The sequence below is a fragment of the Methylomonas montana genome, from assembly GCF_030490285.1.
Taxonomy (GTDB): Bacteria; Pseudomonadota; Gammaproteobacteria; order Methylococcales; family Methylomonadaceae; genus Methylomonas; species Methylomonas montana.
This window is the reverse complement of the sequence record NZ_CP129884.1, coordinates 1,948,298-1,961,073: the sequence shown is the minus strand read 5'-3', so window position 1 is coordinate 1,961,073 and position 12,776 is coordinate 1,948,298. Positions and strand designations below refer to the sequence as shown.

Annotated in this window: 9 protein-coding genes; 1 reads left to right on the top strand and 8 read right to left on the bottom strand. The window is 56.0% G+C overall.

The window, feature by feature from the left end; all coding sequences use genetic code 11:
- Positions 1–46: 46 nt before the first annotated feature.
- The 8 genes from QZJ86_RS09135 to QZJ86_RS09100 form a co-directional block, all read right to left on the bottom strand.
- Complete coding sequence (locus QZJ86_RS09135; protein WP_301938344.1) at positions 47–223, bottom strand: CsbD family protein; 177 nt, start codon at positions 221–223, stop codon at positions 47–49.
- Between the two features lie 220 nt (positions 224–443).
- Complete coding sequence (locus QZJ86_RS09130; RefSeq protein ID WP_301938343.1) at positions 444–635, bottom strand: hypothetical protein; 192 nt, start codon at positions 633–635, stop codon at positions 444–446.
- Between the two features lie 150 nt (positions 636–785).
- On the bottom strand, positions 786–9,488 hold the full coding sequence (locus QZJ86_RS09125) for a GH36-type glycosyl hydrolase domain-containing protein (protein WP_301938342.1): 8,703 nt from the start codon (positions 9,486–9,488) through the stop codon (positions 786–788).
- Between the two features lie 142 nt (positions 9,489–9,630).
- Positions 9,631–9,789: a DUF3309 family protein gene (locus tag QZJ86_RS09120; protein WP_301938341.1), complete on the bottom strand. Its 159-nt coding sequence runs from the start codon at positions 9,787–9,789 to the stop codon at positions 9,631–9,633.
- Positions 9,790–9,858: 69 nt separating this feature from the next.
- Entirely contained in the window at positions 9,859–9,990 is a 132-nt protein-coding gene (locus QZJ86_RS09115) for a DUF3096 domain-containing protein (protein WP_301938338.1), read from the bottom strand.
- Between the two features lie 153 nt (positions 9,991–10,143).
- Positions 10,144–10,557 carry a peptidase associated/transthyretin-like domain-containing protein gene (locus QZJ86_RS09110; RefSeq protein WP_301938337.1) on the bottom strand — a complete coding sequence of 138 codons (414 nt, stop codon included), beginning with the start codon at positions 10,555–10,557 and terminating at the stop codon, positions 10,144–10,146.
- 93 nt (positions 10,558–10,650) lie between these two features.
- On the bottom strand, positions 10,651–11,535 hold the full coding sequence (locus QZJ86_RS09105; RefSeq protein WP_301938336.1) for an OmpA family protein: 885 nt from the start codon (positions 11,533–11,535) through the stop codon (positions 10,651–10,653).
- Positions 11,536–11,553: 18 nt separating this feature from the next.
- On the bottom strand, positions 11,554–11,940 hold the full coding sequence (locus QZJ86_RS09100) for a DUF4398 domain-containing protein (protein ID WP_301938334.1): 387 nt from the start codon (positions 11,938–11,940) through the stop codon (positions 11,554–11,556).
- Positions 11,941–12,224: 284 nt separating this feature from the next.
- Here QZJ86_RS09100 and QZJ86_RS09095 point away from each other — a divergent pair, with 284 nt between their 5' ends.
- A complete protein-coding gene (locus tag QZJ86_RS09095; protein ID WP_301938332.1) occupies positions 12,225–12,776 on the top strand; it encodes a PAS domain-containing protein in 552 nt (183 codons plus the stop codon).

Sequence of the window (12,776 nt, the reverse complement as noted above, 5' to 3'; positions counted from 1 at the left end):
GCCGGCAACACAAACCCCGGATAAACCCGTCAAACCTAATTTCGATTTACAGCTTATCTTTTAGATCCTGCTTCAGATCGCCAAATCCGGCCTGAACCTTGCCGACATTCTTTTGAAGATTACCTTCTACCTCCAACGCCTTGTCGTCGAGTAATACCCCGGTGGCTTCTTTGACTTTACCTTTGACTTCTTCGATACGGCCCTTCACTTGTTCTTTGTTCATAATGCTCTCCCCCGAATGCGTTAACCATCACCCATCGGCCATGGTCTAGCGTGGAACAGTCTCCCAGCGCCTGTTTAAAAGAATACAAGCAAAACCGACCGAAGTCGGTACGCTAGCGTACACAAATTGGCGTTGCGCGGTTTTGTAATCAGACGGCGGACTTTACCTCGAATTGGCTTGTCGGCTGGCTACGCGCGGTATACAAACCAACCGCCGTTAATCAATAGCGATCGTCTTTACCACCTTTTTTGGTATTGCGCCTGACAGCCACAAATCCGACCCGATCCCGGCCGGCATGCATCTGCACATCGTCTTCCGCATCCGTCAGCATTTCATTGCGTCTATTGCCGGCAATCTCTACCAGTTTGTCTTTGTCGAATTCGACACGACCTTTGATTGCTTGTATATCCATACTGATCTCCTGAAATGTCGACCGTAACCGAATTGGCCATGATCGAAGCGCGGAATAATCTGTATCAACGCTTAGTCGCCATGCTACTCGCAAATCCCAATACAGTCGGTACGGCAACGAACAGATACAGTACACGCCGGCAGTTTGTGCTTAAACGCCCAACACCACCAGCACCTGGTGAGTTTGCCCGTCGTCAATCAAGCCTATGCCGTTGCCATTTGTCTGCACTACCCCGTCCAGTTCGACACTGGTAACTCCGCGCGTCGCGCCATTCGGGTTTTCAAACGTAATTTCATAAACGCTGGCACCATGCCGATACACCATGCCGTAACCGCGCCAGGCTCGCGGAATACAAGGATCGAACAGCAAGTAGCCACCACGCACTTGCAAACCGAGCATGGACTCCACGCCGGCCCGGTAAAACCAACCGGCCGCGCCGGTATACCAAGTCCAGCCACCGCGCCGAGCGTGCGGTGCTTCCGAATAGATGTCCGCCGCCAACACATAAGGCTCGACCTTATAGGCATAAATCCCGGTGCGGCTGGCGGTGCGCTTGATCGGATTCAGCATCCGCATCAGCTCGGCGACCTGATCGCCTTCGCCCAGCATCGCGTAAGCCATCACCGACCAGATCGCCGCATGGGTGTATTGGCCGCCGTTCTCCCGTATGCCGGGCGGATAACTTTTGATATAGCCTGGATCGCGCTCGGTCTTGTCGAACGGCGGCGTGAACAGCAACAGCAGATCGTCGCCGTAGCGCACCAAATACTCGCGTACCGACTCCATCGCCCGTCGTGCTCGTTCCGGGTCGGCAGCGCCTGAGATTACCCCCCAACTCTGCGCAATGGAGTCGATCCGACATTCGGCGTTGGTCGCCGAGCCCAGCGGCGAACCGTCGTCGAAATAGGCGCGCCGATACCAGGCGCCGTCCCAGCCTTCCGCTTCGACGGCGACCCGCAGTTGTTCGGCATGCTGGCGCCAGCGTTCGGCTCGCTCATTGTCTCCACGGCTTTCGGCGACATCGGCAAACTCCGACAACGTCGCGATCAGGAACCAGGCCAGCCAGACGCTCTCGCCCTGCCCCCGATTGCCGACCCGATTCATGCCGTCGTTCCAGTCGCCGCTACCGATCAACGGCAAACCGTGCACACCGGTGGCCAGGCTTAAATCCAGCGTACGCGCGCAATGCTCGAACAGGCTGGCTAGGCGCAAGGTTTCGGTAGGATGAAAATAGGCATCGTCCTGTTCCGCCGCCAACTCCGGGCCTTCCAGAAACGGCAATGACTCCTCCAGTACAGCGTTATCGCCGCTGACCTTGAGATAATGGGCAACCACAAACGGCAGCCAAACCCGATCATCGGAAAAACGGGTGCGCACGCCACGACCGGTAGGCGGATGCCACCAATGTTGCACGTCGCCCGGCTCGAACTGACGGGCGGCGGCACGCAGGATATGCGCGCGAGTCAAATCGGGCCTGGTCACCGCCAAGGCCATGCTGTCCTGCAACTGATCTCGAAAGCCAAATGCGCCGCCCACCTGATAGAACGCCGCCCTCGCCCACATCCGGCAACTCAAGGTTTGATACAACAACCAACTGTTCAACAGCAGATCCAGCTCGCGGTCCGGGGTTTTGACTTGCACCTTGCCCAATATCGCCTGCCAAGACTGCGTTACCTCGGCAAACGTAGTGGCTACGTCAACCATTCGATGCCGGTGGATTAACTCGGCAGCGTGTTGTTTGTCCTTACCTTGCCCCAGTAAAAATACAATTTCGATCCGTTCATCGGGCGCCAAGTCTATGGTGGTTTGCAAAGCCGCACACGGGTCCATGCCGGCACCAACCCGGTTTTTCAGTGGTTTGCGGTTCAACAAGCCGGCCGGCGCATCCAGGCTGCCGTTACGGCCGATGAATTCGGTGCGATTGGCGGTCCAGGCGGTCTGCCGACCCGCTAGATCGGCAAAGGCGATGCGTGCGCCGAACTCTTTATCCCAAGGGTTGTAAGCCAACATTGCGCCGGTATCTTGGTCTAATTCCGTGACGATATGCGGCGCGGTAACGCTACGCGAGGCACCAAGCACCCATTCCAGATAGGCCGTCACGGTCAAGCGACGGCGGCGGCCCGAGACATTGGTCAAGGTCAATGAGGAAATTTTGACCGGATCGTCTTTGCTAACGAATTGCAACAATTCGCTATGGATACCATGTGAGACATGCTCGAAACGGCTATAACCCTGACCGTGCCGAATCAAATAGCTGGCATTATCGACCCGGATCGGCAGCACGGTCGGCGTCCACAACGCGTTACTTTCATCGTCTTGCAAATAAAACACTTCGCCCGGCGCATCGCTGACCGGATCGTTCGACCAAGGCGTCAATTGGTTCTCGCGGCTATTGCCGCACCAGGTGCAGCCGCTGCCCAACTCGGAGACCGTGAAACCGAATTCGGGATTGGCGATCACATTGATCCACGGTGCGGGCGTGCACTGACCCTTATCCAGCACGATGACATATTCGCGGCCATCCTCGGCAAAGCCGCCCAGGCCGTTGAAGAACTCCAGTTCCGGCAGCGCCAAGGCCGGCGCGTCGGTTTCCGGCGGTAAGATATGCTTGGCGATAAACGCCGTGGCTGGCCGCGGATGCCGCAACAATTGTTCGGCCAAGGTGCCGCGATTGCCAACCAGCATCGCTCTTGCCGAGGTTTGCAGCAAGCGGCGTTCTTCCATGGACAACAGACCGGTTTGCAGCACAAAAATAGCGCCCTGCGGTTCATGCTCCGACGAAGCCGAACGGGCCTGATTTTCCCGCACCAGGTTTTCCAGCAAATTCTGCAAGTCCTCGACATAAGAGACTTCCTTTTCATTCAGAATCAGCAGGTCTACGGCCAGGCCTTTAATCCGCCAATACTCGTGGGCGCGCAGCAATTGCTCGACGATGCCCCGATCTTCCAGCTCGCTGACCCGCAGTAACAAGATGGGTCTATCGCCGGATATACCGTAGCGCCACAAATTAGTGACATTTAGGGTATTCATCTGCAGCGTTTTACCGGCCGGCCTAAGCGACGGATCGACATAGATCAAGCGATTGGCCAGCATCTGAAACAACTGCGCCTCGTCCGGTTTGGTGCGCAAATGATGCAGTTGCACATGGGCATGGGTCCAGGCCAAGGCCGACACGCGTTCCCAGGCCATTAGATTGTGATACTTATCGGCCAAATCCGCTGCGGCCTGCCTTGACGCAGCAACCAGCGTGGTGAAGGTCAAATGTTCGGTGGCGCCGGCCGCCACTTTAATTCGGGTACGCAAACTAAATATCGGATCGAGCACCGAGCCGACGGTGTTACTCAAGGGCCGGCCATCCATCACCGCCAAGGGAGCGCGCAGGGTTTGGCCTCGGCCGATGAAACGGGCCCGTTCGGTTTCGTATTGCAAACCGTCGCCGGCTTGCTGCCGGTCGGCCAGCACATGCGCGGCCCACAGTTGCGGGTCGTCTGCGGAGCGTTGCCGGCGATGCGCGAGCAATGTTCTGGTCTGCGGCAAGTATTCGGTCTGTACGAATAGATTGGAAAAAGCCGGGTGGGCAATATCGGCCTGCATGGTCGCCAGCACGATTTCGGCATAAGACGTCACTTCGATTTCCCGCTCGTGCATGCTGTTATTGGTCAAGCTCAGCCGCCTGATTTCGGCGTCGTCTTCCGGCGATACCACGATTTCTAAAGTAGTGACTATCGCCCCGTCGGTGCGGGTAATGCGGGCCCGATCCTCGACAAACACCACTTCGTAGTGTTCCGGAATGGCCGTAGTCGGCTGGTAACCTGCCGACCAGACCTGGCCGCTATCGACATCGCGCAGATATAAATAACTGCCCCAGGCATCGCGGGTGGCATCTTCCCGCCAACGGGTCACCGCCAGATTCCGCCACAGGCTATAGCCCGAACCGGCGGCGGTCATCATCACCGCGTAACGGCCATTGGACAACAACAGAGTGGAAGGCACCGCCGACATCGGCGACGGTACGCGGCGCACCGGCGGTTGCACGGTTTCCTTCACATCGGACAGTTCTTGCAACAAAGGCAGCACGCTGGTGTCGGCGCCGTGCGGGATGCGTTCCTGCAATAACAAATCCGCAGACTGAATCAGCGCGGCGCGGTGGAAGCGATGCCGCATCGATCCATCGTGTATCACGTTGGCAAACGCCACCAGCGACATGCCTTGATGATGCGCCATATAGCAACGCACCATGGCCACCCGCTGACCTTCCGCCAAGCGGATCGGTGTGAAATCCAAAGCTTCGTAGAAACCATAACGCCCCAGCGCCCCTTCCCGTTCCAGGCGTGCGAAGTTTTCCACCGCGGCATGCGGTAGATACATCGCCGCCAAGGCTGTGGCGTAAGGCGCAATTACCAGTTCTTCGCCCAAGCCGCGTTTCATGCCCAGACCGGGCACGCCGAAGGCGGAATATTGATAGGTCAAATACAAATCCCGACCGTTGAACGCCGACTCGGACACGCCCCAGGGCACACCGCGTTCCTTGCCGTATTCGATCTGCCGCTTTACCACCAGACGGCAAGTCTGATCGAGCAGACTGTAGCGCGGCGTAAACGTCACCAGCGACGGCATCAGATATTCGAACATCGATCCCGACCAGGACAGCAATACCGTGCCATGCGCCACGCGAGTCACCCGCCGGCCCAGATGGAACCAGTGGGTGCTCGGCACATCGCGTTTGGCAATGGCGATAATACTGGACAGCCTGGCCTCGGACGCCAGCAAGTCGTAATAACTGGGATCAATGGCGCCTTCCGCGACCCGATAACCGATGGCGAACATGTGCCGATTGGCATCGTATAAAAACCGAAAGTCCATCTCCCGGAACAAACCTTCAAACTGCTCGGCTATCAATTCAAGGCGTTTGTGCAAGGTTTCGACTTGGTCGCCAGCCCGACGTAACAGAATAATCAGGGCTTTTTGAGCGGACCTGGCCGGTTCCGGTTGCGAACATTCTTCGTGAGTTGCCCAAAGCGCATAATTGTCAGGCAAATCGCATAAAGGTGTTTCCAGTCCAAATTGATGACTTAACTCGGCACAATGTGCGCACACTGATGCGTACCGGTCGGGAAAATGAATCCAGGGAATCAAATTGGCCACATCGCGGGCATGCGAACGGATGTCGTCGCATAACTGACCGGCCCAAGCCAGCACTTCGTTGTCCTGGCTATCGCCGCGTTCGACGGCATGCGCGTTGGCCAGATCGTGCAAGGCGTTGGCGCAAACCGTCAATTGCCGCCACAGCGAGCTCCAGGCAACAGCGTCGACGGGACGACTGGCCAACAGTTCACCTAAGAAGTCGGTTTTTTGCCGCAATTCTTTTAAGGTTACCGTCAGGGTGCGCCGGTCGTCTTTGCTATTGGCCAAGGCATTCAGTAATAAGCGATGCGTGTCGGCGAGTCCGCTCAGAGCGTTGTTTAAATCCAGCGGCCGGCTAGCCATTTCCCGACAGGCTTGCGCCAGCGTCAGCAGATGCCCGGCCAGATTACCGCTATCGACGGTGGACACATAGCGCGGCTCCAGCATCTGCAAATCGCGGGTGTCGTACCAGTTATAAAAATGGCCGTGCAATCTAGGTAAGGCGGCAAGGGTTGCCAGTGTGGCTTCCAAGCGCTCGACAGTATCGGTCAAACCCAACCAACCAAAGTCCCGCGCAGAAACCACCGACAGTAAATAAAGCCCGAAATTGGTCGGCGAACTGCGATGGGCGATCACCGGCAGCGGATCTTCCTGAAAATTATCCGGCGGCAGATAGTGTTCTTCGGCGGTCACGAAAGTGGTAAAAAACCGCCAGATGCGCCGGCCGTACAAACGCAATTGCACACTATCGGCCGGTAATAAGGCTTCGGCGCTATCGATTTTGGGCGGCAGACTCAAGGCCCGCGCCACCACTGGCGCCAGCCACCACAACACTAAAAACGGCGCGGCCGCCACAATCGCGTTCGGGTTGAACAGCACTACCAGCGCGCCAGCGCCAAATACCACCGAGGACGAATGACTGAGCGGGCGGATCAAATTCTTCAAGGCATGCCCTGCGCCGGCTTTGGCCTGCAAAGCCGTTACCCACTTCAGCAGTTTGCGGCGGGTGATGAACAGCCGCACCAAGGTGGTGACGATGGCGTCAGTCATCAACCAGGCTTGTTGCGCCAACAGCGTCAGCGCCACCAGACTATTACATAGCGCCCAAGCCACGTTCTCCAGCACACCGCGCACATGCGTTGCAAAGGAAATGCCGCGCCGGGGCGCGGTAAATCCAGCAGTGACGGCTAAAATGGCCGGAAAAGCCAAAGCCGTCAACACGAAACCTATCAGAGTTATCAACGGCGCATGCGGCATGGCCCAGCTTGCTACCAATGCGGAAAACGCCGCCGGCGCCGACAGCGAGCGGCGCAGATTATCCAGCATCTTCCAGCGGCCTATCATCGGCATGCCTTTGCCGAGCGCGCCGAAAATCCAGGGTATCAACTGCCAATCGCCACGCGCCCAACGGTGTCCGCGCGAGGCGGCGACTTCAGTGTGCGACGGAAACTCCTCGAAAAACTCGATATCGCTGACCAGACCACAACGTACATAGACGCTCTCGAATAAATCGTGACTGAGCTGGGTATTGTCGGGCACCCGCCCAGCCAACGCGGCCTCGAAACTGTCGACATGATACAAGCCCTTGCCGCTATAGGTGCCCAACCCGAACAGATCCTGATAAAGCTCGGATACCGAGCTGGAATAGGCATCGGTGCCGGAGGCGCCCGCAAAAATTTGATGGAACATCGAACGTTCCTGGCGTTGCGGCAGCGTCGGCGTGACTCTGGGCTGCAAGATGCCGTAGCCATCCACAATGGTTTGGCTGTCGGCATCGAAGACCGGCTTATTGAGTGGATGCGCTGCCACTCCGACCAGTTGCGCCACCACACCCATCGGCAGCTTAGTATCGGCATCCAGTGTGATTACATAACAGACGCCTGCTGGCGCGGCGGCCGGCTGACCGGCAATCGGCAAAAACGAAGTATCGGTAGCACCGCGCAGCAGGCGATTGAATTCCTGCAACTTGCCGCGCTTACGTTCCCAACCCATCCATTTGCCTTCGCTGGCGTTCCATAAGCGTTTGCGATGAAACACAAAAAAACGCTGCTGGTCGTACTTGGCGTTCAACGCGTTAACCGCGCTTACGGCAACACTCAATAGGTCGTCATCGTTGGCTTGGGTTTCCTGCTCGGCATCCGCCCAATCCGACAACAATGCAAAGCGCACCGCGCCGTCAGGATTAGCCAGATAGCGGATTTCCATTTGTGCGATTTGTTGGCGTACCCCGGCTTCGCTGACGAACATGGTCGGCACCACCACAAATGTGCTCAACGCTTCCGGCACGCCTTCTTTCAGTTCCAGGCGCGGTAAATGATTGGGCGGCAAACCGGCCACGATGAAATGATTCATCAGGCCAACGGCGATATCCGATGCCGGAAACACCAAAACCAAAGCTAGCAGGCACAACTGAAAGCCGTTCAGCCCGGCGACACTGGATATGCTCAAAGGCAAGGTCAGCAACAGCAACGTTAAGAGCCCCACGCTGCCGACATAAGCCAATCCGGCGTGACTGACATAAGTGCGCAACAGCCGTTGTTTGAAGGTCGGCCGATAAGCCACTTTTGCTTCGAAGGCATAACGGCCGGCGCCGATCAGGTAGTATCCTGGCTCCATTTGCCGTTCATCGCCACTATCTTGATCGATGGCGATCTGTACCTCGACTATCGCCCGCCGAGCGATCTCGACTTCCGAGACCGGGGAGCGTTTGGCCAGCTCTTCAATCGCATGCCGGTAACGGTCGCGGGTTAGAAAATCCATGGCCAAGTAACCGTCATGCGCGCGCAGACAGGCATCCACCAGGCTGACATCCTCGACAAATTGCGGCCAATCGAAAGCAGAGATAGCGCGCATGCTGGTGATGATATTGCGCACCGTCATATTGTCGGCGATTTGCGCGGCATGTTCCCGGTGCACTATGTCGTCCAGGCTGAGGCCTTGCTCGCCGAGCCAGTCGTTCAGGAATTCCAAGGACAGCGCAACCGCCGGATGCGGATCGTGCGAACGCTGTAAAATTTGCACGGCATAGGCTTGCCGCAACGGCTCTGCCGGCAACACACCGGCCGGAATGGTCAGCTCCGGGCTATCACTGCGCGCCACGATTTGTTCGACGCGATCCACAAACTGATCTGCCAAGCGCCGGCCGTTTTGTGAGCGCATGATGCTAACAGCCAAACGGCGCAGATTTTCGACCAGCAACACCCGCAAAGTAATCGGGATAGCCCACAGTTCGCCCAGGGTCAGCGGATCGACGTTTTGATAGGCTTTCACGAACAAGGTCAGCAAGTCCGGCGCGAAGCGGCTATCGGTATGAGCCACCAAGGCCCAGGCGATACCATAGACACGCGGATAACCAGCCAACACGCCTTCGGCGAGTTTCGGCAACTCCCGCGAATAGCTTTCCGGCAGATCGACATGAATATCGCTAACCTGCTCTTCGATGACATGAAAATTATCCAGCAGCCATTCCGCAGCCGGAGTGATGGCGTGTTGCTCTTTTACCGCCTTGGCCACGGATTTATAAGCTTCCAACAATACCTGGGCATTCTCTCGCACCCGTGGAATCAGTTTGCGGCCTTTCTTCAGCGTGGTGATTTTTTGCGCTTGCGCCAGACTGACCGCGTGCTGTTCCAGCCGTTCCGTGTTGAACAATTCAAAACGAATCGGTGCTTCCTCGCCGCCGGGATGCTCGCTTCTGACATGCCGCCTTTGTTCTCGCCGTTTGGCCATGGATTAATGCTCCGAATCTTGAGCGTTGTCGCGCATCGCGTGTCGGCAACGTTGAATAAGTCCTCGCAAGGAGGCGGGGTGTGACAAAAAGAGAGGTTGGGCCGAACCGAATCGAACCCAACGTTTCTTGGGCGAGGTGTAACTAGATTTTGCCGAGTACTAATAGAATCAGAATGATGACCAATACCAACCCTAAGCCGCCGCTGGGTCCATAACCCCAAGAACGGCTATGCGGCCAAACCGGGATTACGCCCAGTAGCATAAGGATCAGTATGATAAGAATAAGTGTGCTAAGTGACATGGTAGTTCTCCTGATGGAATGAGGACGTTGCTTTGAAAGGTTATGAACAGCTTGGATTGGTCATGCCTCTTAACGGTGTATCAACCCCAATACCCCGACGACAATCAAATACACCGCCACGAAATAATTTAAAAATCGGGGCACTATTAAAATCAAGATGCCGATCACCAGCGCCAATAAGGGTTCGATTGCCAGGTTCATTATTATTCTCCTCGACTAGTTGAGATCACAGCTTAGCGACACGAGGCCACGTAGTCTGTACGCTATCGTACACACTTACCGGCTTTAACCGTCAACTTCGGCAGTGTAGCGACGGTCGGCGGCGCCGGTACGTTGACGAACATACCGTTAAGCTTATTGGCCAGACCAAGTAAACGACAGCGCCGAGCGGTGTTTGCGGTCAACCGTTACGTTTTTGTTAATCACTTGGCCTTCATGATCGGCACTAACCCGATAACGGCCGGGCTTGAGTTTGGCAAATAACATGGGACCGTCGGATACGGTATCCAGCACGCTCTGGCGTTTTGCGTCGCTAATGCTGACGGTCACATCGCTGAAATACTCGCCGGTGCCTTGCATCGAAAACAGCAATGCCAAATTGTAATCGGCGCGCACTGCTTGCAGAGCGTCGCGTTCATCGCCGCCTATGCCGCCGCTGATAAAAGTCACATCGCCTTGGCTCTGTTGCTTAATCATGGAAGAATCGGCGATGGCTGAAAAGCTGTATAGAATCCACGGCAAAATATGCGCTAAATGTCTTCGTTTCATACTCGTTGCTCCTGGGTGCTTGGCAAAACGGGACTAACTTAAGCCCCGCCTGTTTTAAGGTTCAGCGTTCAAATCGTCAAATTGCGAATCATGCTAGCGCGTTGCGATATTGCCCTTTTCGTCGGACAGGATGATTTCCACCCGGCGATTCAATTGTCGACTAGCCGCCGTATCGTTGTCGGCTACCGGATACTCCTCGCCGTAACCACGAGTTCTGATCCGGTCGCTGTTCACGCCACCATCGACCAAAGCCGTACGCACCGCATAGGCGCGGCGATCGGATAATTCCTGGTTCAGTTCGTCGCTGCCCCGGCTGTCGGTATAACCTTCGACCAATACCTTGTAGTCCGGATATTGCATCAGAAATTCGCCCAACTTATCGATGTTGCGCAGGCCGCCAGATTGCAATTGGGCCTTATTGGTTCGGAACAACACGTCGCCCAATGTGATCACCAGACCGCGCGCGGTTTTTTTCGCATTCAATTCGTTGATCAAGATGTTCTGTTGGGCAATCAGGGCTTCGTCGCGTTCGCTATTGATGCCGGCCCGCACTAGTTCGGTCGCTTGGCGATCCACGGTTTGTTGACTAAGCTCTGCTTGCCGATTTGCCGCGTCGGCTTCCGCCGTTCTGGCGTCGAGACGTACTTGGTTGCGTTTGCCTTCCGCGCTATTCACGGCGGTTTCGGCAGTTTTGCGCTTGGCGGTTGCCTGTGCGATGGCGACTTGCTGAGTCGCTATATAAGCTAGATGGGTAACGGATTCGTCCTCATCGTCTTCGGCGTAGGCACGGTCGGCTTTTTTCAAGGTATCGTCGGCCTGCTTCATTTCCAGTTCCGCCAGCGTGCCCACTTCGGAATTGATGCGAGCGTTGTTGAAGGTGTTATGTGCATCGATCAACGATGCATTGGGCACTGAACTGCAGCCGGAAATGATGGCGGCAGCGATCAGTGTTAGCGGTAAAACTCGATAGGTTTGCATAATGAACTCCATTAAAAATTATTGGGCTTTACGGTCGATTTCTTCGCGCAGCACGCGATTGCTTTCCTGCAACTCGCGCGCCGCTTTCTGTGCTTTGGCGGAACGCGCCGTCGCGGCGGCAAGTTGGGCGTCGACCTGGGCTTGTTCGGCTAATTGCCTGGCTTGCAGATAATTTTCCTGGGTCATCGCCCGCTCGGCGGCCTCCATTTTCTGCATGGCGGCTTTCAGCGGTATCGGCGCATACTCGTTGCCGCCGGCGCTGCTGGCACTGTTCACTGCGGCCTTGGAAACGGCCATTTGTTCGGTAGGCGCCGGAATGCTGGCGCAGCCAGCGACAAACACCGCCGCAGCCAAGCCGATGCCGTATATCGTCCGAGACGTTCCGGGGTATTTAATGGTTGTCATGATTTTTGTCCTGTGAGTTAAACATCGAATAGCATTGCTACCTGGCCTTCCCGTCTATGCCCTTGCGATCGATTAGGATCGACCCTGTAAATTTTCAGGCTCTGCCCTAAAACGGATGGTAGGATTAGCAGAGAATTGGGCTAGGAAAGCGTCGAGATTGATTAGACGCCTTTGTGCGATGCAACACAGTTCGTTAGCGTACATAGGCCCGACATGGCGGGCTGATTGGCGCCGCGTTAATGACAACATAAACGGTCGGCACATCGACCTGGAGACACTGCGGTATGAAGCAAAAATGGGATGGAATCGAGCGGCGCAAATCACTGAGAAAAAAAGCCGAAGCGATGGTGTCCAGTTTATCGCCCGAGGCAATAAATACCCAACCTGCCGAAATGCTGCTGCACGAACTGCTGGTACACAAAATCGAACTGGAGATGCAGAACGAGGAGTTACAAAGAACCCATAGCTCATTGGCGGAAGCGCGGGACCGCTATTGGGATTTCTTTGAGTTTGGCCCGGTCGGCTACCTCGTCATCGATGCCGAAGATCGAATCGACGAAATCAATTTGACTGGTGCCGCACTGTTGGGCGTGGTTCGCGATCAAACGATCAAGTTTCGGTTCTCGAAACTGGTCGCGGCCGAACACCGCGACGACTGGTATCGGCAATTCCGGCAGATGATGGATGCAGCCAATACCGAAAGCCTATCGTTCGATTTAGAGATGACTCGCCCCGACGGATCGCATTTTCATGCCCATCTCGACTGCCGACGCCAAAAGCATACCGATACGCCGCCTAAGCTGTTGGTATCCCTGATCGAGATTAAGCAATCCTGA

Bases quoted from the DNA above. Each gene is read 5' to 3' on its own strand.
- QZJ86_RS09135 (WP_301938344.1), bottom strand. From the start codon at position 223: ATGAACAAAGAACAAGTGAAGGGCCGTATCGAAGAAGTCAAAGGTAAA.
- QZJ86_RS09115 (WP_301938338.1), bottom strand. From the start codon at position 9,990: ATGAACCTGGCAATCGAACCCTTATTGGCGCTGGTGATCGGCATCTTG.
- QZJ86_RS09130 (WP_301938343.1), bottom strand. From the start codon at position 635: ATGGATATACAAGCAATCAAAGGTCGTGTCGAATTCGACAAAGACAAA.
- QZJ86_RS09100 (WP_301938334.1), bottom strand. From the start codon at position 11,940: ATGACAACCATTAAATACCCCGGAACGTCTCGGACGATATACGGCATC.
- QZJ86_RS09105 (WP_301938336.1), bottom strand. From the start codon at position 11,535: ATGCAAACCTATCGAGTTTTACCGCTAACACTGATCGCTGCCGCCATC.
- QZJ86_RS09120 (WP_301938341.1), bottom strand. From the start codon at position 9,789: ATGTCACTTAGCACACTTATTCTTATCATACTGATCCTTATGCTACTG.
- QZJ86_RS09110 (WP_301938337.1), bottom strand. From the start codon at position 10,557: ATGAAACGAAGACATTTAGCGCATATTTTGCCGTGGATTCTATACAGC.
- QZJ86_RS09125 (WP_301938342.1), bottom strand. From the start codon at position 9,488: ATGGCCAAACGGCGAGAACAAAGGCGGCATGTCAGAAGCGAGCATCCC.
- QZJ86_RS09095 (WP_301938332.1), top strand. From the start codon at position 12,225: ATGAAGCAAAAATGGGATGGAATCGAGCGGCGCAAATCACTGAGAAAA.